The organism is Sphingorhabdus sp. M41 (assembly GCF_001586275.1).
Lineage (GTDB): Bacteria > Pseudomonadota > Alphaproteobacteria > Sphingomonadales > Sphingomonadaceae > Parasphingorhabdus.
This window is the reverse complement of sequence record NZ_CP014545.1, coordinates 2,149,638-2,173,095: the sequence shown is the minus strand read 5'-3', so window position 1 is coordinate 2,173,095 and position 23,458 is coordinate 2,149,638. Positions and strand designations below refer to the sequence as shown.

Genomic DNA, 23,458 nt, shown 5'->3' with positions numbered 1-23,458 from the left:
AGTTCAGGATGACGACTATTTTCCTCTAAATCCTAACCGACCGCCTTGTCCTGCGCCTCGAAAATCTGGCCGCAGCCGATTTTCGCCAGCCGCATCAGCCGCATCAATTGTTCCTCGTCAAAGGTCTGGCCCTCGGCAGTCGCCTGCGCCTCGGCGATATTGCTATCTCCGGTCAGCACGAAATTGGCGTCGGCACCAGCATTGCTGTCCTCATCATAGTCGAGGTCGAGAACCGGCGTGCCTTCAAAGATACCGCAGCTGATCGCCGCGATCTTCTGCTGGATCGGGTCTTCCTTGAGCACTTTCTGGTCGAGCAGGCCGTTGACCGCCAGCCGCAGCGCCACCCAGGCGCCGCTGATCGAAGCGGTCCGCGTGCCGCCATCGGCCTGGATCACATCGCAATCGAGCGTGATCTGCCGCTCGCCGAGCTTTTTCAGATCGACCACCGAGCGCAAGCTACGCCCGATAAGCCGCTGAATTTCCTGCGTTCTGCCCGACTGCTTGCCGCGCGCCGCTTCACGTGAACCACGGGTATGGGTGGCGCGGGGCAGCATCGAATATTCGCCGGTAACCCAGCCGGTACCCTTGCCGCGCATCCATGGTGGCAGGCTCGTTTCGATGCTGGCGGTGCACAATACCCGCGTATCGCCAAAGCTGATCAGGCAGCTTCCTTCGGCATGTTTTGTAAATCCGGTTTCGATGGAAATGGCGCGCATTTCGTCCGGCGCACGGCCCGATGGTCGCATTGTGTGATTCTCCTGTGGCTTGGTTGAGGTTTGCTTAGAGAAAGACGCTAATGGTTGCCACCCTATTCCTCTCTCCGAAAATCGCCGTCATTGCGAGGAGCGAAGCGACGCGGCAATCCAGGGCGTCTGCGCGTGCCGCTCTGGATTGCTTCGCTCCGCTCGCAATGACGCCTTGATCGTGGCAAGCAATATACAATCCGGATAATCTCTGTGCTCCGCACTTGATGCAGAGCTATGGCGGCTGAGAGAGCTATTAGCCGGACCAGCGCCGCATCAAGTGCGGAGCACGATCGCTCTCGCATTGGATGCTGGAAACATTTCGATTGTTCACCTATCTAATACCCATGACCAACACCCCGATCACCGAAATGACCACCCGAGCACAGGACATCTTCCGCGTCGTCGTGGAATCCTATCTCGACAATGGCGCGCCGGTCGGTTCGCGGACCATATCCAAGGCCCCCGGCCTCGAACTCTCGCCCGCCTCGATCCGCAATGTCATGCAGGATCTGGAGGAACTGGGCCTGCTCGCCGCGCCGCACACTAGCGCCGGGCGGGTGCCGACCGAATTGGGGCTGCGCCTGTTCGTCGACGGCATGATGCAGGCGGCGGCGCCTTCGCAGCAGGAACGCGATGCGATCGAGAGCCAGATAACCGAACAGGGGCCGGTTGAGGATGCGCTGCGCGCGACGACCTCGATTCTGTCCGGCCTGTCGTCCTGCGCTGGCCTCGTGCTGGTGCCAAAGCGCGAGCCGCTGCTCAAGCAGTTCAGTTTCGTCAAACTGTCCGAAGGGCAGGGGCTGGCGATCCTCGTCTCCCAGGACGGCGGCGTTGAGAATCGCGTACTAGACCTGCCGCCCGGTGTCTCGGAATCGGCGCTGGTCGAAGCGGGCAATTATCTCACCGCCCGCTATGGCGGCATGACGCTCAGCCAGGCCCTGTCAACCGTCGACCGGGAGATCAGCGCCGGTGAACTGGCGATCGACAAGGCCTCGGAAGAGCTGGTCAAGGCGGGCATGGTCACCTGGAGCCGCGATCCATCCGACCGGCCGGTTCTGATCGTCCGCGGGCAGGCGAATCTGCTGCAGGACAATAGCGCGCTGGCCGACCTCGACCGGGTCCGGCGGTTGCTCGACGAGCTCGAAGCCAAGCAGGAAATTGCCCGGCTGCTCGACAATGCCCGCGATGCCGAAGCCGCAAAAATATTTATCGGCGCGGAGAATAAATTATTCTCGCTTTCCGGCTCATCTGTGATAGCGGCGCCCTACAAGGACGGCGACGGACAGGTGGTCGGCGTGGTCGGCGTAATCGGCCCGACAAGGTTGAATTATGCCCGCGTGGTACCCATGGTAGACTTTACCGCGCAAACCCTGTCGCGTTTGTTGACGAAATGATGAAAATAGAGTGATCCAAGCAATGAGTGATAAGAAGCAGAATCCCGGACAAAATGATGCCGACGCAGCCGCCGAACTGGAAGGCGTTCCGGAGTCGATGAAAGACGGTGGAGAAGCAGAAGCCTCCCAGCCGGAAAATTCGGACAATCGGATTGAAGCTCTGGAAACCGAACTCGCTGAAGCCCAGCAGGCAGTGCTCTATGCCCAGGCCGAAACGCAGAATGTCCGCCGCCGTCTGGAAAAGGACGCGCAGGACGCCCGCGCCTATGCCGCGACCGGCTTTGCCCGCGACATGCTGTCGGTGATGGACAATATGCAACGCGCGCTCGAATCCATCCCCGCCGAGGTCAAAGACGAGGAAAAGTGGAAGGGCCTGATCAATGGCATCGAGGCCACCGGCCGCGAGCTGCAATCCGTGTTCGAGAAAAACGGCATCAAGCGCGTCGCCTCTGTCGGCCTTCCCCTCGACCCCAACCAGCATCAGGCAATGGTCGAAATCCCGACCGACGAGCATGAGCCCGGCACCATCGTGCAGGAAATGCAGGCCGGTTATGTCATCAAAGACCGTCTGTTGCGACCGGCATTTGTCGGGGTGGCCAAGAAGGCGGAAGAATAGGTTCTTCCGGCTGGTTGGATCGCAGCGTCGCAGAAGACTTTACCATATTCCGTCATGCCAGCGCAGGCTGGCATCCAACCCGCCTGTGTGAGTCTCGTCGCTATTGGTTTAGACCCCAGCCTTCGCTGGGGTGACGGATTGTTCAGCTGGCTTGTTTTGGGGGTGACGGCGAAGGCGGAGTGATCGTGTAATTTGTGATTTTTTGTGCCGCAGTACACATTTCATCCCAAATGATTTTAAGCTCTTGGGAAGGCAAAACAATAGATTTTGCGCTCCGTTCATTGGAACCACAGGAAGCATTCTGAATCTTTATCAGGAATATGCCGTCTGTAGTTTCTATCAAATTCAGCTTGGAATGCGCCAGTTCTGAACGAAAAACCGCGAAGGGCAGAAACTCCTTCAGATAGGATTGAATCCTTGTCGGTTTGTGGAACGCCTCTTTGTGCGTTTCCATTATCTCTTCTAACTGTTTCACTTTTTTTGAAAAGTTGGGAGCCGGTGTTTGATACGGTTGTATCCTATCGACAAGCCAGCATTCGACGGCGGCACATTTGCCAAGCATTTTGCTGCGAAGAATATGAGCATCATCCATCGTGAACGATGTCGGATCACCGGCGGTTTCTTGCGCCGCTAGGACAGAGGTGGCCATATCATTCATTGCGCATCTCTAGCGCAAATCATTGAATATATTCTAAACAGCGGTGGCAGAGCGTAAGACCTTGTCGGCTGGCAAAATAATGCACCCGTCATGCCAGCGAAGGCTGGCATCCAGCCCGCCTGTGTGAGTCTCATCACCATTGGTTTAGCCCCCAGCCTTCGCTGGGGCGACAGTTGCTGCTATCCCGCCATCGACATATACATGGCCGCGGCCAGCCCGAACCCCCTCGGATCGCCCACCAGCCCGGTTTCCATCTTGTTCATGACATAGGAAAAGCACAGCCCGGCGTCCTGATCGACAATCACCGATGACCCGCCATAGCCGCCCCAGTAACAGGTATTTGCATTGGGGCTGATCGGCGTCGCCGGACTGTTCAGGCCATAGCCCATGCCGAAGGTCAGCGGCAGGCCGAGCACCAAATCGGTGCCTTCAATCTGTTTTTCGAAGATCCGCTTCGTGCCAGCTTCTGACAGCAGCGTCTTGCCGAACGCCTGGCCGCCATTGGCCATGGCGGTCTGGGCGCGGACGATGCTGCGGGCATTGCCCTGGCCATTGGCCGCCGGGATTTCCGCCGCGCGCCATGAGCGCTTTCTCGGTTCGGTGGCATTGACTCCGGGATTGGCGAAAGTGCGACCGGCGATCGAATCCGGATTGGGGGCGGGGCCGCTTTTCGGCGGCACGAGATTGGTGATGCGTGCATCCAGCGCTTCATCCGCGCCGATATGAAAATCCGCCCCGGTCGGCTCGGCAATTTCCTGTCGGAAGAAATTGCCGATCGTCTGGCCGGTCACCCGGCGAACGATTTCACCGATCAGATGGCCCTGGGTGAGGGCGTGATAGCCCGATTGCGTGCCCGGTTCCCACCACGGTTCCTGCTTTGCGAGAGCGGTGGTCATCCATTCCCAGTCGTAGAGCGCGTCGCCCTCGACCTTCTTGTCCATGCCGGACAGGCCGGCACTATGGGAAAGAAAATGTCGAACTTCGACGGCCTTTTTGCCATTTTGGGCAAATTCCGGCCAATATTTGCTCACTGGTGCATGTAAATCGACCTCGCCGCGATCGGCGAGCAAGAGCAGCGACATCGCCGCCATTGTCTTGGTGCTCGACCAGACGTTGACCAGCGTATCCTCCTGCCACGGCTGGGTGCGCTCCTCGTCGAGATGGCCGCCCCACAGGTCGACGACAAATTCGCCGTCCAGCGTAATCGCGACCGACGCGCCGAGATCATCATGCTCGCTGAAATTATTCTCGAATGCCGCTTTGACCGCAGCAAATCGGGGGTCGCACGTACCGTGTATCGGGGCTGTCATTGATCTCTCCATGCCGGTTTTAACTGCTTGATTAACAGCTTGTGGTCGCGAGTCCAATATCTTTAGCGCGGGTTTGGCTGATTGCCGGACCGATGCTTTGCAGGATATTGCGGATATTTTTCAGACACATGTAGATTTTTTGTCATTCGCCTATTGCAAAGATTGTTTTAAGATATATCTTAAGAACATCATAGATATAAAGAAAGACCAAGCAATGAGACATGGAATGAAATTTGGAACCGGAGGCCCCGACGGGGCAGGACGTGGATCTGGCCGGGGCAGGGGCCGGGGAAGAGGCGGGTCGCCTGGCGAGAAATTCGCCCGGGCTTTTGCCCAGGCAGCTTTTGAAGGTGGCAAGGGAAAAAGGCGCGCCCGGATGTTCCGGCGCGGCGAGCTGAAGCTCTTGGCGCTACACCTTATCGCAGAAGAACCGCGGCACGGCTATGATCTGATCCGTCAGATCGAGGAGCTGACCGGCGGCCATTATGCGCCCAGTCCGGGGATCGTCTATCCGACGCTGACCCTGATGGCGGAAATGGACCTGATCGATGAAAAGGTCGATGGTGACGGCAAGAAAATCTATTCGATCACTGAAGCGGGTTCCGCCCGGCTGGCCGAGGACGAGGCGCAGATTGCCGAGATACTTGCACGGCTGGAAGGCGTTTCGAAAATGGGCGAGGCCAGCGATGGCGCATCCGTCCGCCGCGCCATGCACAATCTGAAAAGCGCGATCTCCATCCGCCTTGCAGACGAAGAAAAGGGATCCGACAAGATCCTGGACGTCACCGCGATCATCGACGAAGCCGCGAGCAAGATCGAGCGGTTGAAATAGAAACTCTCTCCGTTCATTGGACGGGGCGATAATAATATATAATTATACCAAATATTTATAAGTGATATCTAAGGTTAAGTCTTAGATATCACTTTTGCCTGTCCGCAACGCGTAACATGCTTCCAATTCTTCCAGTTATCGGCTTTGCTGATCCGCTGGAGAACGCATTGCGGTCAGCTGAAAATCCCGAACAGGATCACCGCCATGATCGTCCCGATCACCGGTATCACCACCGTCAAAGCACCAACTGCGCCATAAGCGTCGCGGTGAGTTTCGCCGCATACGGCGCGGATCGTGGTTACAACATAGCCATTATGCGGCAGGCTATCGAGCGCACCGGAGGAAATGGCGACGACGCGGTGCAGCTCGTCGGGTTGCGCGCCGACATCGAGATAATGGGGCGCGATCAGGGGCAGGGCGATCGACTGGCCGCCCGATGCGGAGCCGGTCAAACCGGCGATCACGGTAACCGCAATGGCCGCGCCGATCAGCGGGCTGCCCGGAATATTCTGCACCAGAATGAGCGCTTCCTGAAAGGCAGGTGAAAGCTTGGCAACGGAGCCAAATCCGACCACCGCGCAGGTATTGGTGATCGCCACCACCGCGCTGGTTGCACCCCGCGAAAAGGCGTCCGGCATGGATTTCAGTTTCTGATGACCGACGATCAGGGCAACCACCGCGCCCGATCCCAGCGCCGCCACCAGCGCCCATTTGTCGAGCGATTCCTGCGGCAGGATCGCCGAGAGCGGCCCCATATCCTGCGGATATTGAAAGACCAGAAAGATCGCCAGCACCGCGACCAGCGGCAGGATGCAAAGCAAGGGCGCAGGCAGATTGCTATAGTCGCTGTTCTGATCATCGCTTTCGCGGCCGACAAAATGCTCGCCCCTGGCGACTGCGCGCTTGACCATATGGTTGAGCCAATATTGTCCGGTTATCGCCATGAACAGCGCGATCACCAGACTGACCTGCCAGCCGGCATAAGCATTGGTGCCGAGATATTCCATCGGGATCAGATTCTGGATTTCCGGGCTGCCGGCGCTGGTCATGGTGAAGGTCACCGACCCGAAAGCCAGCGCTGCGGGAATGAAGCGCCGCGGCAGATCCGCCTCGCGAAACAGATGCACCGCCAGCGAATAGACGCTGAACGACACGATGAACACGCTGACCCCGCCATAGGTCAGTATCGCGCAGGCGGCGACAACGGCCAGTACCGCATGTTTTATCCCGATCTTCTCGATGACCCAATGCGCCACGCTGGCCGCAGCGCCGCTGGCCCCCATGATCTCGCCGAATATTGCGCCGAGCAGGAACATGAAGAACCAGCTTTTGAAGAAGCCGACAAAGCCGTCCATATAGGCGGTGGCAAAATCCGGCGCACCGGCTGCGGCAAGCGGCGGCAGCCAGGCGATGCCGCTGGTCAGCGCGACAACCGCCGCGGCAACCGGCCCGGCAATCAGGATATTCACCCCGCGCACCGTCATCCAGATGAGCAGCCCCAGTCCGCCGATAAGCCCGATTGCCGATAGCATGAATGTCCCCCGAAACTTGAGCGCTGCCTAATGGCAGAGGCCAAGCCCGGGGTGCAACTGCTAAAACCATCATTTCGATCGCAGTGCCAACGGGCGGGATCAGATCACCTGCGCCCGATTCTCATCGCGGTGCTTCTTCAGATATTTCATGAACGGCGTACCACCGGTGCCCACTTCGGTATCATTGCCCTTGCCGCTATTGGCCTGCTTGTTGATATAGCTGGCGGCATATTCCAGATGCCTTGTGCGAAAGCGCGCGACTTGCTCAACACTGGCATTGAACGCCTGCCTCAACGCCGGGTCACCGCTGGCAATGGCAAAATCGCGCAATCGGCTCTGCTCGCGCAGATCCTCGATAAAGCGCCGGTGCTGGACCGGCCGATAGGCGTGCAGTTCGTCGAGAAAGCTGCGCAGCGGGTCATTGCCATGCTGCACCTGGAACAGCGCGTCCATGCTCGGCACGATCGAGCTTTGCGACCCGGTCTGGCCGCGAAACGACTGGCCAACGCCCTGATATTTCTCGACGCCTTCGTAGACCAGGCCGGCGGGCAACGCCGGATTATTCGCCCAGCCGTGGATATAGGGCCGCACCCGCTGATAATATATATAGGGATCGCAGCGCTCGGGCATCCGGTCAAATATCGCGTTTACCCTATCCCAATGGTCATCCATTTCCTCGAGCAGCGCTGTTGTTCTGGTTATATCTTCGGCACCGGCGGCTTCAACAAGATCGCAGGCAAGGCCGAGAAGCGGTCCCGCAGCAGCCTCAATCGCGACATGGATCAGCACGAACCAGTTCTCATCCGCTCCGCCGTAGAAATTCTGCACCATATACACATTGTCGAGCGTGATCGGGCCTTGCCGGTCCAGTCGCGCCCAATTGTCGAGCACATAGCCGCTATAGGGCAGCAACGGCGCCTGATCGAGCCGCTCGGCCAGAGCCACCATCGGACGGGCGAGATTGGCGGGCAGGGCGGTAGGTGCTTCGCTTTCGCCCCAGACATAGGCCTGGACCAGAAAGGAATAGCGGACCATCGCCACCCGGACCTGTTCTTCCGGTGCGCTCGCCGCCCAGTCGGCAAGATCAAGCATCGGCAAACGTTCCAGCCAGTGCCGCACCCGGCCGGTGGTCATCAGGCCGGACAGATTTTCTGCCGCCTTGATGATGGGGACAAAAATATCGGGAAGGTCAATATCGACTATTTCGAAATGTGAGAGAAATCCGCGCGCTGCGGACATATCATAATCTGACAATTTCATAGGGTCACCACTTGGGCAAGCGCGGGTTGGGCCGCTTGCGCAACAGCAGGATGGTATCAAATGAAATCAATAGGGGCAAATCGATTTTCACAATCGCCCGATGGAGCAGCCGGTCGCACCAGTGAAGCGTTCTGCCTTGCAAAGGCAGCTCGTTCAGGAACCGTAGAAGGAATGCGGTGTTTATGGGGCGACGGAACGAAATTTAGGAGAATCACGATGATCATATGGGCAAGACAACTCGCATTGGCTGCAACAGCGGCAGTCAGCCTGACCGCCTGTGCTGAAAATTACGCAGTCGAAGGCGCTGGAGCCGGTGCTGCAGCGGGCGCTGCCATCGGAGCTCTTACCGGCGGTGATGTGCTGGAAGGTGCTGCAATCGGTGCCGCGGCCGGAGCGGCTGGTGGCTATTTCATCGACAAGAATGATGGCTGTGACGGTTATGACCGCAACGGACGTCTCGACGATGACTGCTACGGAACACGCGGCTATCCCGAAGACCCGAGATAAACTCTCGGGCCTTTAGGCCGGGGCGCGGTTTCACTGGCCTAGCAACGCACCTTGGGCTAACGCCCGCCGATGACCGGCGCGTCCCTTAGCCTGCGAGAGCAACAACCATGGCGGCACGAGTTGCGCACCACGCTCGCGCTTGCCTGGCCGCTGATCCTGTCGAACCTGACGATGGCACTGATCGGCGCGACCGACGTGCTGATGCTCGGCTGGCTCGGTGCACGCGAGCTCGCAGCGGCCACGCTTGGTTTTAATCTGGCGATGACCGCGGCGATTTTCTGCATGGGACTGATCACCGCCTCTGCCCCGATGATGGCCACCGAAATCGGCCGAATGCAGCATAGCGTCCGCGATGTGCGCCGGACTTTCCGTCAGGCCATGTGGGCTGCGGTCACGGTTCTCATACCCTTCTGGATCCTGCTCTGGAATACCGAAAGCCTTTTGCTGCTATTCGGCCAGCAGCCGGACCTCGCCGCCATCGCCGGCACCTATATCAGCGCCTATATGTGGTCGATCCTGCCGTTTCTGTTCTTCCTCATCCTGCGCAACTTCATTTCCGCGCTGGAACAGCCGGTCTGGGCGCTGATCATCAGCGTCATCGGCGTGCTTTCAAACGCCCTGTTCAACTACGCGCTGATTTTCGGCAAGTTCGGCGTGCCGGAATTTGGTGTTCTTGGTGCCGGCATCGGCAGCGTGATGACCAACGTCCTGATGTTCGTCGGGCTGGCGATCGTCGTCATCCGTCACAAGCGTTTTCGTCGCTATCATTTGTTCGGGCGGTTCTGGCGCAGCGACTGGCAGCGGTTTCGCGGGATGTGGAAACTTGGCCTGCCAATCGCGATCACCATGGGGCTGGAAGGCTCCGTATTCGGCTTTGCGGCTCTGCTGATGGGCCTGATCAGCACCGCGTCGGTTGCGGCCCATGCGATAGCCCTGCAACTCGCCGCGCTGACATTCATGGTGCCAATGGGCCTGGGGCAGGCAGCCACAGTGCGCGTGGGCATTCAATATGGTCGCAAGGATCACGCCGCGATCAAACGCGCCGGCTGGGTCAGCTTCATCCTTGGCACATCATTCATGGCAGCGATGGCGCTGGTGTTCGTTCTTGCTCCCGATTTTCTGATTTCTTTGTTCATCGATGCCAGCGCGCCGGGCAATGCCGAGGTCGCGGCGCTGGCCGTAAGCTTCCTCGCCATTGCCGCCATCTTCCAGATCGTCGACGGTGCTCAGGTCGTTGGCGCCGGCATGCTTCGCGGTTTGCATGACACGACCATGCCGATGCTGTTCGCACTGATGGGCTATTGGTTCATAGGTATTGGCCTGGGTGCCAGTCTCGCCTTCTGGCAAGGCTGGGAAGGGGTCGGTATCTGGACCGGACTGGCCGGAGGACTGAGCGTGGTCGCGGTGCTGATGCTGGCCCGCTGGATGATGCGCGCAAAAATTGGTCTGCTGCCATAAATAGCGACGCAGAACCCGGCCGGATTTTCATCCCGAGTCAATGATATAGCTCTTTTCGGTTCCGATCAGGGAAATTGCGTATGTCGGTCATTTCCCCATCCCGTTAATGGCGCCGGAGAGAAACCGGACAGGGAATGAATGACATGAAAAATACACTGAAATGGGTTGCAGCAGCGGGGGCATTGGCGATGAGCGGAACGGCGTTCGCCGGCTCCGGCGATGGCAAGATTCAGATCAAGGCACTCGCCACGCTGGTGGCGCCCGATGGCAAGATCACGTCCATCGAACGGGACGATATCGGATTGCCGGTCGGCACGCAGACGAAGGCTGACGACAATATTGTTCCGACCATCGCTGCGGAATATTTCGTCACGTCGAATATTTCCCTCGAAACCATCTGCTGCGTTACCCAGCATGACGTCACCGGCACCGGGCCTCTGGATGGCGCTGGACTTGTGTCTAACGCAAATATCATACCCGCGACGCTAACCGCTAAATATCATTTCGGTGATGGCAGTGGCTTCAAACCCTATGTTGGCGTCGGACCGACCTATTTCATTTTCATTGATGAAAAGGCCGGAGACACGGCTCGGGCGCTGGGCGCGACCCGGCAAAAGATGAATGACAAGGTCGGTGTTGCCCTGCAGGCGGGATTTGACCTGCCGATCAATGACAAGGGGCTGGGCCTGAGCGTCGATGCCAAGCGCTATTTCGTCAACACAACGGCTCGCTGGTTTGCTGGCGACACGGAAGTCTTGCGGACGCGGCACAGGATTGATCCCTGGGTGTTCAGCGCCGGACTGGCCTATCGGTTCTGACCGTTCGGCAATTGGAGCGGAAGCAAGATGGCCGGGAAGCAATGCTTTCCGGCCATCTGCAAACCTGGTTGAGGGTCAGGCTAAAAGGGCAATAAGCCTTGATAATCTTTCATGTCATAACCGTTTTTCAATCTGGCTCCGGATTGTAACAGGAAATAATGGCTGACAATCTCCGCCTGCTGCTCAATGCCATAGTCCGCGAAACCCTTGCCCGGCAGCAATTCATAATCATAGCGGCAGAAGGGATGGCGCGCCAATGGCAGGAAAACGCCCTGCTGATGCTGCCAGACGTGCGCCATTTCGTGGATGAACAGCGCCTGGATGTTGCGCGACGATCCGCAGAAATCATCACAGAACAGTTCGCTTTTCGGATGAAACCAGAGATTGCCATCCGGCGCCATGGTGACCCTGGAATTCTGGAACAGCCACCATTTGCGGTTGTAGACCGTTACCCTGTCATAATCGATCGCCTGCCCGAACACGGACAAGCACAGTTCGACTTCGGATCGGGTCAGCCTGCGGCCTGTCATCTGGTTGCCTTATTCTTCAGATGCTGTCGCGGGGTCGCCGACTTTTTTGACCACGGCATCAATCTCGATCCGGTCATCGTTGGAATAGATCAGCGTCATGGTCAGCAGCCCGCGCTTCTTTGAACCTTCGCCCACGCCCCAGATCATCAGATGTTTTCCCCCTGGTTCAAGCTTGACCGTCTTGCCTGCCGGGACCGGTATCGATTTGAGCTTCGCCATGCTCGCCATGCCATCTTTTTCCACTGTCTCGTGCATTTCCATGCGCAGCACATCATCGGAGGTGACGCCGACCAGTTCCACATCCACCCGGCCGCCATGCAGGTCCATATAGCCAGCGGAAGGATTGCCTTCCACCGGTGACAGGTTGACCACTGCTTTGTCAGCGAAGAGAATGTCCCCCTGACCACAGGAGGTGAGCAGAAATGATGTGGATGCAGCAAGCATGACGGCGATCTTGTTCATTGGAATACCTCGTTAAATCGTTGCAAATCTGTCCCGATATGGTCGTTTTGCGTTGATTTTTCAAATGTAGGGGGACTCACGTCTTGTGCCAAGAAAAATGGCACCTATATCGCTTGACGAAGCCGTAACGGTGCCACTTGAACAGGGCCGGGCGGCAATTTTGCTAATGTTAGAAAATTGATTGAGGGATTTATGGGTAAAGTTATCGGAATTGATCTTGGCACCACCAACAGCTGTGTTGCCGTTATGGATGGCGGAAAGCCAAAGGTAATTGAAAATTCAGAAGGCGCGCGGACCACACCGTCTGTCGTCGCATTCACCAAGGATGGCGAGCGCCTGATTGGTCAGCCGGCAAAGCGTCAGGCTGTCACCAATCCGGAAAGCACGATATTTGCTGTGAAGCGTCTGATCGGTCGCCGGTTCGATGATCCGATGACGAAGAAAGACATGGAACTGGTTCCTTATGAAATCGTCAAGGGCTCTAACGGCGACGCTTGGGTCAAAGCAGGCGGCGAAGATTATAGCCCGTCACAGATTTCTGCTTATACATTGCAGAAGATGAAAGAGACGGCAGAAGCCTATCTTGGCGAAACCGTAACCCAGGCCGTGATCACCACACCTGCCTATTTTAACGACGCACAGCGTCAGGCAACCAAGGATGCGGGCAAGATTGCCGGCCTCGAAGTATTGCGTATCATCAACGAGCCAACCGCAGCGGCGCTCGCTTATGGTCTCGACAAGAGCGAAGGCAAGACGATTGCCGTTTACGACCTTGGCGGCGGTACATTCGATATTTCGATCCTCGAAATCGGCGACGGTGTGTTCGAAGTGAAATCGACCAACGGTGACACGTTCCTCGGCGGTGAAGATTTTGATGCCAAGCTGGTCGAGTTTCTAGCCGCTGACTTCAAGAAAGCCGAAAGCATCGACCTGACCAAGGACAAGCTTGCATTGCAGCGTCTCAAGGAAGCTGCTGAAAAAGCGAAAATCGAGCTGTCGAGTGCGCAGACGACCGAAATCAACTTGCCGTTCATTACCGCAGATCAAAACGGTCCAAAGCATCTGGTCAAGGCGATCAGTCGCTCAGATCTCGAAAAGCTGGTTGGCGATCTTGTGAAGCGCACTCTGGACCCTTGCAAAAAGGCACTGAAGGACGCTGGCGTCGAAGCCAAGGAGATCGACGATGTCGTGATGGTTGGCGGTATGACTCGCATGCCGTTGGTTCGTGAAACCGTGGAGAAATTCTTCGGCCGGGAACCACATGTTGGCGTAAACCCGGATGAAGTAGTGGCCATGGGCGCTGCCATTCAGGCAGGTGTTTTGCAGGGCGACGTCAAGGACGTGTTGCTGCTCGACGTGACACCATTGTCGCTGGGTATTGAAACCCTCGGCGGCGTGTTTACCCGCATGATCGACCGTAACACCACGATCCCGACGAAGAAATCACAAGTCTACTCGACCGCTGATGACAATCAGGGCGCGGTGACGATCCGGGTCTTCCAGGGTGAGCGCGAAATGGCGGCGGACAACAAGATGCTTGGCCAGTTCGACTTGGTTGGCATCCCACCCGCGCCACGCGGCGTTCCTCAGATTGATGTGACGTTCGACATCGACGCCAACGGCATCGTCAACGTGTCCGCTAAAGACAAGGGCACGGGCAAGGAACAGCAGATCAAGATCCAGGCTTCCGGCGGTCTGAGCGATAGCGATATCGACCAGATGGTTCAGGATGCTGAGAAATTTGCAGAAGAAGACAAGCAACGGCGTGCCGAGGCGGAAGCCAAGAACAATGCCGAAAGCCTTGTTCACACCACTGAGAAGCAGCTTGAAGAGCATGGCGACAAGATTGACGCCGACTTGAAAGGCCAGATCGAAGCGGCGGTCAAGGAAACCAAGGAAGCCATCGAAAGTGGTGATCCCGAAGCGATGAAGACCAAGTCTGAAGCGCTGGCGCAAGTTTCCATGCAAATGGGTCAGAAGATCTATGAAGCGGAACAGGCTGCTGGCGGCGACGCCGGTGATGCTGCTGCAGCAGATGCAGCGGCCAAGGCAGCTGATGATGATGTTGTCGATGCCGAGTTCTCCGAAGTGGATGACTCTGACGACAGCGACAAGAAAGATGACGCCAAGGCGGCTGAGTAAATATTGGACCGTCGCTCGCGCGCAGGCCGCTGTCACTGGATGTAATTCCAGTGGCTACGGTCTGCGCCGGGACGACGATCTTCTCGCTTTGGGGGAAGCATGAATATGGCATCCGAAATCGATTATTATGAGCAACTGAACGTCTCGCGCGATTGCGATGGCGCGACTCTCAAGTCATCCTATCGCAAGCTGGCGATGCAGTGGCATCCCGACAAGAATCCTGGCGACGCAGCAGCCGAAGCCAAGTTCAAGACGATCAGCGAAGCTTATGACGTATTGAAGGACCCGCAGAAACGCGCGGCCTATGACCGCTACGGTCACGAGGCATTCACCAATGGCGGCGGCAATAATGCCGGCGGTGGAGGCGGATTTGGCGGCGCGGCGTTCAACGACATCGGTGACATTTTCGAAACCATTTTCGGTGGCGGCAATGGCGGCGGTTTTGGTGGCCAGCAGCAGCAACGCGGCCCGGCTCGCGGTGCCGACCTGCGCTATGACATGGAAATCACGCTTGAAGACGCGTATCATGGCAAACATACCGAAATAGAGATTGATGTGTCGGTCGGCTGTGACGAATGCGACGGCTCCGGAGCAGAACCAGGTACCGGTGTGCAGCGTTGCACGACCTGTCAGGGCCACGGCAAAGTCCGGGCCCAGCAAGGCTTTTTCGTGGTCGAACGGACCTGCACCAGTTGTCAGGGTCGCGGTGAAGTGATCGAAAGCCCGTGCCACGTCTGTTATGGCGAGGGCAGGGTGGACAAGCCGCAGACGCTGGAAGTCGATATTCCGGCGGGTGTGGATACCGGCACCCGTATCCGTCTGACCGGAAAGGGAGAGGCGGGCGCACGCGGTGCCCCGGCTGGCGATCTCTATATTTTCATCCACCTGATCCGGCACAATATTTTCGAGCGGGAAGGAACAACCCTGTTCACCCGCGCGCCGATCAGTTTCACCCTGGCGGCTCTGGGTGGCGAAATCACCATTCCAGGCCTTGACGGCGAAAAACACGCCATCCGTATTCCGGCCGGTATCCAGAGCGGCAAGCAGATCCACCAGCGCGGTGCCGGCATGCCGGTCCTGCGGGGTCGCGGCCATGGCGATATGGTGGTCCAGATCGAAGTCGAAACGCCAACAAGGCTGTCCAAGCAGCAGCGGCAAATATTGCGCGAATTTCAGGAAACCGAAACCGGTGACGAAACGCCCAATTCGACTGGCTTCTTCGGCAAGTTGAAAGACGCCTGGGAAGATTTGACTGAGTCCTGACATATCGCGCCTGACGGCTGAACCACAGGACTCTCGGCGATCAGGCTATATCGGTCGCGTTCACCGCCGTCTGTGAAATACCGCAAAGGTTAATGCTGGACTTTACCTCGGTCTGTGATCGTCATGAAACCGTTTGCGGAAACACCGCAATGGTCCAACGCAATGGGGTCAGGGTTTTGTGCTGGAATCAAAAACTTTGCGGGTTTGTTGAATGATGGTTCCGACATTTTCGAATCCAAGCGAGGTAAGCGTCAAATTATCGTTCGCTAGATCGACGGGTTCATCCGTTTTTCCGTCAAAGGCACAAATGACATCATCGTCAAAAAGCGCCTGCAAATATCGCAAAACCGAAGCCTTGCTAAGGGTCAGATTTTTGCCAATTGTGTTGGCATCTATGGAGACTCCATCTATTTCATGGGCGTATAGCAACAATATAATATCCCAAAACCTATTTGAGAAATATTGTTCATTAAACAATTTGCTGCGGTTTTTTCGTACCTCAACTATCTGAGCAATATCCAATTTCATATTGGTGCAAATAGTTGGGAAAATTTGTTCTATTTCAGAGAGCATATTTTCAATTCTTTTTATTTAGAGTTGTTGATTATGCCTTCTTATATAACGGTTGCCTTGATGAGGCATGTCACGTTGCCACGTGACAGCGTTCGCAGTGCCCCAAAAGCCGACCATTCTGCGGAATTTTCGGGATATCTGAGACCATGGCATATTTGTCCTATGAATTAATCGGTCCTGATCTATAATCCAAAAGTCGCTAATCATATTCTCGGGCTATCTGGCCAGAAATGGGTCGTCCTCGGAATTGATCGCACCGGGAATGTGTGGGGAGGTCGTGGAGTTTAATTATAATCCTGTCAGGGAGGGCTATTCGGTTGCTTCGCAATTGAATGAACTTGCTCATGAACTGATGGCCAAGGGTGTCACGGCCCTGTCTTATCATATCACGCCGCCATTTTACTCGCAGGTGTCGAAGCGGACATCGGTATTCCATTTCGGTTATCCTGAAGACATAGTTTCTACATATCTGGATCCGGAAATTCTGGAATCCGATCCCATTCCCGATCATGTCATGGCCGTCGGACATGTGATGACGTGGCAACAGGCTGTGGCCAATCAGAAACTGACGGAAAAGCATCGCGAATTTGTCCGCAAAGCGATGGATTTGGGCTTCATAGACGGTGTCGCCGTGCCGCTATTCGGTCCGAATAGCAGAAATTCCCATTTTTCCATGAACTTCGGGCGATATATTTCCCCGGATGACGAGGAAATTGTCAGACCTCTGGTCGGCATTGCACAATCCTATCACCGAAGAATATGCGCCATCATCAATCAGAGCGATGACAATGAACCGCCGCTTTCCGAACGGGAAAGCCAGGTTTTATACTGGATTTCTCGCGGAAAATCGAATTCGGACATGGCGGTCATATTGGATATTTCCCGGGCAACGGTGGATTCCTACATTCGCCGGCTGTTCAAGAAGCTTCAGGTCAATGACCGTATTTCTGCGGTGATCGTCGGACTGAGCAATTCACTTATAAAGTTGATGTAAGCGCTGGCTCTTGGCGGGCCTATGCGTTGCAGGAGTGTCTCCCGGCCAATGCAGGGGGCGTGGCTGTGGTTGCCCGCAATCTGCAATTGGGCATCCACTTCGGTTATTGAAATCATCGGATATTTGCCGGAGATAGCAAGCGGGTCAAGAAGGGACCAGCCTTCTTGACCCGCTGAATTGATGTTTCGTAGCTGGGGTCATCGCCGCATCATATTGGTCAGGGTGGGACAAAGGCCAATCCGAAGGGGAATATTCCCACTGCATCATCAATCTGATCTAAGAACGGCCGGATTGGTTTTAAATTAACCGCTGACGCGATATTTATATTCATGGCTATCCACTAACCGGGCATCCAGATTGCAGTAAACCTGGATTTTCAGGGTCAATATCTCTGGTCCCGTAGAGTCGCAGGCAAGATAATTGGCCATTCACCAGCGGAGAAGGAAGAACTATTCGGCGAATGCCTTGGCCGCTTCAACAGTGTTCATGAAATCGCGGAACAACAGCCATTTCTCATCCGCAACCGTGATGACATGGACGAAGTCGGATTCGATCTCTCTACCGGTTGAGCGGGCGGTCAGCCGCAAATGGCCAGTGACGACGACCTTGTCACCTTCGCAAATAAACTCTTCCGGATCGAACTGGTGGATATCGACAGAGGACAGGACGGTTTCGAAAAAGCCGCGCGCCCGGTTGAGACCCTCATAGGTCCCGGCATAGGGGATGACCTCGGGTCCGTAAAATTCGATCCGTACATCGGGATGCAGCCATTGGACGATCATATCCACATCGGCAGCGCCAAAGGCTGTGAAAACATTCTTGGTCACGTCAATCGGGTCGATCATGGATATTCTCCTTGGATAGGGTGGCGCTGGACCGCCTCAGAAGTTGAACCGCAGGTCGACGCCATAGGTGCTCGGCGCACCGAGCGGCCCCACAAATTCGGCGCCATAAAATCCGCCGGTCAGTATCTGGTTGGTGAAATAGGTCTCGCCGGTCAGATTGTCGCCGAACAGGCGGACGCTCCACCTGTCATCGGCGCTGGTGAAGCCAAGGCTGGCGCGAAGCAGGCCAAAGCTTTCCTGTGACGCGGCATCGATGTTGAATACGGTGAAATAGATTTTGCTCTGCCAGTGATATTCGGCGCGGGCGATGATCGTGCCGCTGTCACCCACCGGCTGCTCCACCTGGCCGGCAATGCTATATTTCCAGCGCGGCGCGCGCGGCAGGCGAAGACCGTCAAGATCGCGGACAAATGTCCCCGGATCCTGGGTGAGCGGAGCAGGGCGCAGGGCTTCGGTCAACTGACACTCGGTAAATTGCGCATCGACATAGGTCAGCGCGCCTTCCAGCCGGAAGAAGTCGGTCGGTCTGGCGACGGTTTCGACTTCAAAGCCGCGTACTCTAGCCTTGCCGACATTGCGGATGATCGGCTGGTTGCCGACGCTGTCCTGCGCCTGCAGATTGGTATAATCATACCAGAAGGCCGAAGCGTTGAGCATTAGGGCGCGGTCGAGCAACTCGCTGCGCGCGCCGATCTCATAGGACCAAATTTTTTCCGGTTCGAACGGGTCGCGCTGGCTGCTCCCGATATTATAGCCGCCGCTCTTGAAGCCGCGCAGCACCGAAGCATAGAGCATGACATCGTCGCTCGGTTTGAAATCAATGCCGAGTTTCGGCGTGAAGGCGCTGAACGTTGTCGGGCCGTTGACCGGCGCGATGACGAAACCGAATGGATCGGGCTGGGCCGCATCGCGGTCTTCGGTGATCGCATCGGGAAAGAATGTCGTGTTCGGTGCGATGCGGATATCGGGGAGCATCACCAGATCGAAATTCTGGCGCCCGTCTCGCCGCTCCTCGCTGTAGCGACCGCCGAGCCGGACGGTGACCTGGTCCGACACTTCCCATTGCGTATCGAGATAGGTCGCCCAGGCTTTTGTTTCCTGTTCGCCGCTCAGATGCAATTCGCAGCACAGGTCGCTTTCGGGGAAGACCACGGGGAAGGGCGGCAAGACGCCGGCCGCCTGCAGATCCGTGAAGCCCTGGATCAGGATCGGCTCCCAGAAATTGCCGAAAATATCATTGTCGATGATATTGCGTTCTTCGAAATAATAAGCGCCGGCAATCCACGAAAATGGTTTGTCGGTGGGCGAGCTCAGCTGCACTTCACCGCTCCATTGCCAGTGATCCTCTTCGCGCCCGACATAATTGACATAGGCGTCCGACAGATCGAATTCATTCTGCGAGACCGGATTGGTGTCGCGATAACTGCCGATGACCTTCAGAGCATATTCGGCAATATCCCAGTCGAGCGTTGCGCCAAGCCCCCAATTCTCGACCTTGTTGAAATAAGGAACATCGGCAAAAATATCGCGGGAAGCGGCTTCGGACACACGGCCGGCATTTTTCATCCCGAAATAGGGCAGGGTCTGTGATCCCTCCCGCGTTCCGTACCAGCCCGGAACCTCATCGGCATAGCCCGCGCTGGCGTAATAATAGGCATTGGCCTTGTCATCGGCGCGATAATAGTCGCCGTTTAGGGTCAGGGTCGCATCCGGGGAGAGGTCGGCCTCGACGGTGAGACGGATGGAATAATCCTCCTTGTCTTCCACCCGCTCGGTGCTGTCGTCGGGGCGGGTTATGGTCGCATAGCCGTCGCGATCTTCCCATTGAAAGGCAAGGCGCGCGCGGATCGTATCGCCCAGCGGTCCGCTCAGGGCCCCGGCGACCCGAAAGTGATCATAATTGCCGACCGTCAGCTGCAGATTGCCTTCCAGATAATCCGTCGGGCGATTGGTGACGATATTGACCGCGCCGCCGGTGGCGTTACGCCCGTAGAGCGTGCCCTGCGGTCCGCGCAGCACCTCGATCCGTTCGATATCGAAAAATTGCGGGCCGATCGCGGCCGGGCGACTGATATAGACGCCGTCGATATAGGTCGCGGTCGAACTGTCGGTGCCGGCGATGATCGTCGGTGTGCCGATGCCGCGGATGAAGATCGACGTGTCCCCCTGATAGGTGGATATCTGGACCCCGGGCGCGATCGCGCCGACCTGTTCAATCGAGGTGATCGACCGGTTGGCGAGTTCATCGCCGCCGAAAGCGGTGATCGACAGAGGCGCATCCTGAATCGATTCTGCCCGGCGGTTGGCGGTGACGATGATGACATCGCCGGTGCTTTCCTGCGCTTCACCGCTCGCATCCTGCTGGGCGTAGAGCGGCGCTGGATTTGCCATGGTGGCGAGCAGGCTGGCGGTCGCCAGCACCGCCTTCTCGTTGTTCCGGATTTTCATCTCTTCCTCCCTCGTTCGGTGATTTTGTTCACCGTAGTTTTTGAATATTTTGTGGGGCTAATCCCGGGCGCGAAAAATCACCGGGTTGCTGTGCAGGCCGTGGTTGAGCAGGCTGACATCCTGCCAGACCGCTTCGCCCACGCGTTCGATCTGCCTGTATCGTTCGCGCAGCATGCGCGCGGTGGACTCCGCTTCCAGATGGGCCAGCGGTGCGCCCAGACAGCGATGGATGCCGTAGCCGAAGCTCATATGGAGATTGGCATTCTTGCGGTTCAGGCGGAACTCGTAAGGTTCGGGAAATGCGTCCGGATCATAATTGGCCGCGCCAAAAAAGCAGGCGACCCAGTCGCCGCGCTTTATGTCAGCATTGCCGATCGTGATGTCGCGGGTCGCGACGCGGAATAACCGCTGCGGCGGGCCGTGAAAGCGTAGGGTTTCCTTGTAGATCGCGTCGAACTGCGTGGCATCCTCGACGAATCCCTGCCAGATCTCGTTGAAGTCGGCGAACACGGCGATCAGATTGCCGAGATAGAAAGAGGTCGTCTCTGCGCCGGCCACGGTGGCGGTCATGCAGAATCGGACGATTTCCTCGAAGGACAGGCGGTCGCCGTCGACCTCGGTGCGGATGAAGGCGTTGAGCAGCGGACCAGGCATATCCTCGCCTTTCGCAATCCGGCCCATATGGTCCCGGACATGCTGCGCGAAAAAGGCCATGGCTTCTTCATTATAGGCTTGCCGCTCTTGCGGACTTATGTCGGCGGACAGCATGAAAGCGGTGGCCCAGTTGCGCACGTCCCGATCCATGTCGGCAGGCATGCCGAACAGATAGGCCATCACTCTGCTTGGCAGCATCGCGCAATAGTCGGCCATCACGTCAACCGGCTTATCCGTGACGAAGAAGTCGTCCATGGTTTTGCTGACCAGCGTGTCTACCGCCGGTGCCAGCGATTTGATCGAGGCAGGCTGGAAAACCTTGGTCGCAATCTTGCGCAGCCGCGTGTGCTCCGGCCGGTCATGATTGACCAGCATCAAAGAGGGGGCAGAGGATTCTTCCTGCAGACTGTCGCGGGACGAAAAGCTGTCATGATCCCACGCCACGGCGGCGACATCATCAAAATTGAGCACCACCCAGGACGGCTTCGGCTCGTCCACACCCGGCATCGTACCAGGAGGAAAATCGCGATAGCCAAATACAGGCGACTGGTCGCGCAGCAGATCATAATAAGGATAGGGATTCCGGATCACCTCCGGGCTGCTCAATTGGTCGACGCTGAACGCGGGTTTCATATATCCTCAATCCTCAAAATATTATATGTCGTTGGGACATAGTGTCCGTTAGACATAATATGAATTGGAAAAGGATTTTGTCAACCGATCTAAATCTCCGGCTCCTTTTTCGAGCTTAATATATTGAATATAATATATAAAATTGAAAGTTATGAGCTGGATGATGGAGGGCCTGACGGCTGGTATTACAACAGTCGTCCAAGCAGTACGGTATTTTTCCCTCTGGATGATTAGACTTTGACTCGATATTCGTTCATCCATCTACTTGATTCGTGGTCAGCGAAACCTGGCGGGATCCCAACGATGGAGCATCGAGTGAAGCAGCAGTCTGATTTCGGCATAGACTATCCCATAAAACGGGAAACTGCCCCGCAAAACTTCCTCAAGCTATTCTATCCGTTCCATTATTCGGTCGGCATGGCGGTTGAAAAACATCTCAGCGGGTCTGATCTGACCCGGCACCAGACGGTGATCCTGTGGATCATCCATTCCAAGGGAGAGGACGGGCACACGATCCATCGCAAGACCATCGAGCGCCTGATCGGCGAATGGTATGAACTGGGAAGTCCCGCGATTTCCAAGGTGTTGCGCGCGATGGCTGAAAAGGACCTCAATCTGATTTCTATCAGGGAAAGCAAGGCCTCGGCGCGGGAGAAGGTCATCCGTCTGACCAAAAAAGGTCAGACAACGGTGAATGAGATGATGCAACGGACAGAGGCCTTCATCAAGTTGATCTCCAACGAACTGACCGACGAGGAAATCGCCAATGGCATGGAATTCATGAGCAGGGTCGGCGCAATTGTCGAAGGTGGCTTTGCCGGTCGGAAAGATCAGATCTGAATTTGTTCGATATCTGTCTTTGCGCGCGGAACGGACGGGTCGAGCGATAAAATAATGTCCTACACCATGATATTCATGATAGGGTCTCAAAATGGCTAGCGGCTCGTCCCTTTACTATTTATCTCACCATGCCAATGGGTTGGCGGACAGCTTTGATGTTGAAAGGAAAGAAGGAGTTTTTTTCTTTAACACTGTAAAGTTTGTAAAGTTCATCAGGCTATTGGCTCGTAACCTGAACGGCGGCGGAGCATATTTTGCCGGTGCGGCCATCAAAGCTGTCGTTCCATCGATCTGCCTAAGAGCTTTTTGATGCTCCCGTCGCTGCTCATTCTCGACGACTTTCTCGCTGACCCGATGGTTGCGCGCAACGCGGCTCTGGCACTCAACTATGACCCCGAAAACAAACGCGGCAATTATCCGGGCCATATTTCGACCAAACCGCTGGATATTCAGGGGCTGAATGAGCGTATCTCGGGCATTATCAACACACCGGTGAAGGCCGCGCCCAATACCAGCCATTCGCATTGCCGGGTGACGCTGAAAGGCGACAAGGGGCACAGCGGCGTGCATATTGATCCGGCCTTCTATTCGGGCATACTCTATCTTTCGCTGCCGGAACATTGCAAAGGCGGCACCGAGTTTTTTCGCCATAAACGTACCGGCCTCGAGCGCATTCCGACGGATCTGCCGGGCATCCACAAGGCCGGCTTTGCCGATATCAATGCTCTGATCGAGGATGTGGTCAACAAGGACACGAACCATCCCGCGCGATGGACGAAAGTCATGACCGTGCCGATGCGCTTCAACCGGCTGATCCTTTTCAGCCCGTGGATGTTCCACAACAGTGGCCAGGCGTTCGGCAAAACGCCGCAGGATGGCCGATTGGTCAACCTGATGTTTTTCGCCAAGGGATAGCGGCGGCCCGGTTTCAATGTTAAGCCGC

At 56.5% G+C, this 23,458-nt stretch carries 23 protein-coding genes; 12 read left to right on the top strand and 11 right to left on the bottom strand.

What is annotated here, in order from left to right; genetic code table 11:
- Window positions 1–32 precede the first annotated feature (32 nt).
- On the bottom strand, window positions 33–746 hold the full coding sequence (gene rph, locus AZE99_RS10370) for a ribonuclease PH (protein ID WP_067200657.1): 714 nt from the start codon (window positions 744–746) through the stop codon (window positions 33–35).
- A 344-nt stretch (window positions 747–1,090) separates the two neighbouring features.
- Between rph and hrcA the strand changes: the two genes are divergently transcribed.
- Window positions 1,091–2,140, top strand: coding sequence for a heat-inducible transcriptional repressor HrcA (hrcA, locus tag AZE99_RS10365; RefSeq protein WP_067203545.1), 1,050 nt, complete (start codon window positions 1,091–1,093; stop codon window positions 2,138–2,140).
- A gap of 22 nt (window positions 2,141–2,162) precedes the next feature.
- Window positions 2,163–2,756, top strand: coding sequence for a nucleotide exchange factor GrpE (gene grpE, locus AZE99_RS10360; RefSeq protein WP_067200655.1), 594 nt, complete (start codon window positions 2,163–2,165; stop codon window positions 2,754–2,756).
- A gap of 142 nt (window positions 2,757–2,898) precedes the next feature.
- Here the strand turns inward: grpE and AZE99_RS10355 are convergent, their stop codons facing one another.
- Together AZE99_RS10355 and AZE99_RS10350 are read right to left on the bottom strand one after the other, a co-directional pair.
- Entirely contained in the window at window positions 2,899–3,414 is a 516-nt protein-coding gene (locus AZE99_RS10355) for a hypothetical protein (RefSeq protein ID WP_067200652.1), read from the bottom strand.
- 179 nt (window positions 3,415–3,593) lie between these two features.
- On the bottom strand, window positions 3,594–4,724 hold the full coding sequence (locus AZE99_RS10350) for a serine hydrolase domain-containing protein (RefSeq protein WP_156472211.1): 1,131 nt from the start codon (window positions 4,722–4,724) through the stop codon (window positions 3,594–3,596).
- A 226-nt stretch (window positions 4,725–4,950) separates the two neighbouring features.
- Between AZE99_RS10350 and AZE99_RS10345 the strand changes: the two genes are divergently transcribed.
- Window positions 4,951–5,556, top strand: coding sequence for a PadR family transcriptional regulator (locus tag AZE99_RS10345; protein ID WP_231862588.1), 606 nt, complete (start codon window positions 4,951–4,953; stop codon window positions 5,554–5,556).
- Between the two features lie 173 nt (window positions 5,557–5,729).
- Here the strand turns inward: AZE99_RS10345 and AZE99_RS10340 are convergent, their stop codons facing one another.
- Entirely contained in the window at window positions 5,730–7,088 is a 1,359-nt protein-coding gene (locus tag AZE99_RS10340) for a GntP family permease (protein ID WP_067200646.1), read from the bottom strand.
- Between the two features lie 99 nt (window positions 7,089–7,187).
- On the bottom strand, window positions 7,188–8,348 hold the full coding sequence (locus tag AZE99_RS10335; RefSeq protein ID WP_067200643.1) for an indoleamine 2,3-dioxygenase: 1,161 nt from the start codon (window positions 8,346–8,348) through the stop codon (window positions 7,188–7,190).
- 216 nt (window positions 8,349–8,564) lie between these two features.
- Between AZE99_RS10335 and AZE99_RS10330 the strand changes: the two genes are divergently transcribed.
- From AZE99_RS10330 to AZE99_RS10320, 3 genes are all read left to right on the top strand, one after another.
- Window positions 8,565–8,855: a YMGG-like glycine zipper-containing protein gene (locus AZE99_RS10330; protein ID WP_067200640.1), complete on the top strand. Its 291-nt coding sequence runs from the start codon at window positions 8,565–8,567 to the stop codon at window positions 8,853–8,855.
- Window positions 8,856–8,924: 69 nt separating this feature from the next.
- On the top strand, window positions 8,925–10,313 hold the full coding sequence (locus AZE99_RS10325) for an MATE family efflux transporter (RefSeq protein ID WP_067200638.1): 1,389 nt from the start codon (window positions 8,925–8,927) through the stop codon (window positions 10,311–10,313).
- A gap of 143 nt (window positions 10,314–10,456) precedes the next feature.
- Window positions 10,457–11,131: an OmpW/AlkL family protein gene (locus AZE99_RS10320; protein ID WP_067203541.1), complete on the top strand. Its 675-nt coding sequence runs from the start codon at window positions 10,457–10,459 to the stop codon at window positions 11,129–11,131.
- Window positions 11,132–11,211: 80 nt separating this feature from the next.
- Here AZE99_RS10320 and AZE99_RS10315 read toward each other — a convergent pair whose 3' ends face one another.
- Both AZE99_RS10315 and AZE99_RS10310 read right to left on the bottom strand, forming a co-directional pair.
- Window positions 11,212–11,661, bottom strand: coding sequence for a vgr related protein (locus tag AZE99_RS10315; protein ID WP_067200635.1), 450 nt, complete (start codon window positions 11,659–11,661; stop codon window positions 11,212–11,214).
- Between the two features lie 9 nt (window positions 11,662–11,670).
- Window positions 11,671–12,123: a copper chaperone PCu(A)C gene (locus AZE99_RS10310; RefSeq protein WP_067200632.1), complete on the bottom strand. Its 453-nt coding sequence runs from the start codon at window positions 12,121–12,123 to the stop codon at window positions 11,671–11,673.
- A 192-nt stretch (window positions 12,124–12,315) separates the two neighbouring features.
- Between AZE99_RS10310 and dnaK the strand changes: the two genes are divergently transcribed.
- Both dnaK and dnaJ read left to right on the top strand, forming a co-directional pair.
- Window positions 12,316–14,265, top strand: a complete 1,950-nt coding sequence (dnaK, locus tag AZE99_RS10305; protein ID WP_067200629.1) for a molecular chaperone DnaK — start codon at window positions 12,316–12,318, stop codon at window positions 14,263–14,265.
- Window positions 14,266–14,370: 105 nt separating this feature from the next.
- Window positions 14,371–15,528, top strand: coding sequence for a molecular chaperone DnaJ (gene dnaJ / locus AZE99_RS10300; RefSeq protein WP_067203540.1), 1,158 nt, complete (start codon window positions 14,371–14,373; stop codon window positions 15,526–15,528).
- Between the two features lie 168 nt (window positions 15,529–15,696).
- Here the strand turns inward: dnaJ and AZE99_RS10295 are convergent, their stop codons facing one another.
- Complete coding sequence (locus AZE99_RS10295; RefSeq protein WP_156472210.1) at window positions 15,697–16,101, bottom strand: hypothetical protein; 405 nt, start codon at window positions 16,099–16,101, stop codon at window positions 15,697–15,699.
- A gap of 277 nt (window positions 16,102–16,378) precedes the next feature.
- Between AZE99_RS10295 and AZE99_RS10290 the strand changes: the two genes are divergently transcribed.
- Window positions 16,379–17,095, top strand: coding sequence for a helix-turn-helix transcriptional regulator (locus AZE99_RS10290; protein ID WP_197460169.1), 717 nt, complete (start codon window positions 16,379–16,381; stop codon window positions 17,093–17,095).
- 449 nt (window positions 17,096–17,544) lie between these two features.
- Here the strand turns inward: AZE99_RS10290 and AZE99_RS10285 are convergent, their stop codons facing one another.
- The 3 genes from AZE99_RS10285 to AZE99_RS10275 are packed head-to-tail and all read right to left on the bottom strand — an operon-like array spanning window position 17,545 to window position 21,675.
- Window positions 17,545–17,940 carry a nuclear transport factor 2 family protein gene (locus AZE99_RS10285; RefSeq protein ID WP_067200622.1) on the bottom strand — a complete coding sequence of 132 codons (396 nt, stop codon included), beginning with the start codon at window positions 17,938–17,940 and terminating at the stop codon, window positions 17,545–17,547.
- 36 nt (window positions 17,941–17,976) lie between these two features.
- Complete coding sequence (locus AZE99_RS10280) at window positions 17,977–20,388, bottom strand: TonB-dependent receptor (protein WP_067200619.1); 2,412 nt, start codon at window positions 20,386–20,388, stop codon at window positions 17,977–17,979.
- A 57-nt stretch (window positions 20,389–20,445) separates the two neighbouring features.
- On the bottom strand, window positions 20,446–21,675 hold the full coding sequence (locus AZE99_RS10275) for a cytochrome P450 (protein WP_067200616.1): 1,230 nt from the start codon (window positions 21,673–21,675) through the stop codon (window positions 20,446–20,448).
- A 315-nt stretch (window positions 21,676–21,990) separates the two neighbouring features.
- Between AZE99_RS10275 and AZE99_RS10270 the strand changes: the two genes are divergently transcribed.
- From AZE99_RS10270 to AZE99_RS10260, 3 genes are all read left to right on the top strand, one after another.
- Window positions 21,991–22,515 (top strand): MarR family winged helix-turn-helix transcriptional regulator, encoded by a 525-nt coding sequence (locus AZE99_RS10270; RefSeq protein WP_067200614.1) that lies wholly within the window; start codon window positions 21,991–21,993, stop codon window positions 22,513–22,515.
- Window positions 22,516–22,606: 91 nt separating this feature from the next.
- Window positions 22,607–22,825, top strand: a complete 219-nt coding sequence (locus tag AZE99_RS10265) for a hypothetical protein (RefSeq protein ID WP_067200611.1) — start codon at window positions 22,607–22,609, stop codon at window positions 22,823–22,825.
- Window positions 22,825–23,430: a DUF6445 family protein gene (locus AZE99_RS10260; RefSeq protein ID WP_067200608.1), complete on the top strand. Its 606-nt coding sequence runs from the start codon at window positions 22,825–22,827 to the stop codon at window positions 23,428–23,430. The genes AZE99_RS10265 and AZE99_RS10260 overlap by 1 nt, the downstream gene beginning before the upstream one ends.
- Window positions 23,431–23,458 lie beyond the last annotated feature (28 nt).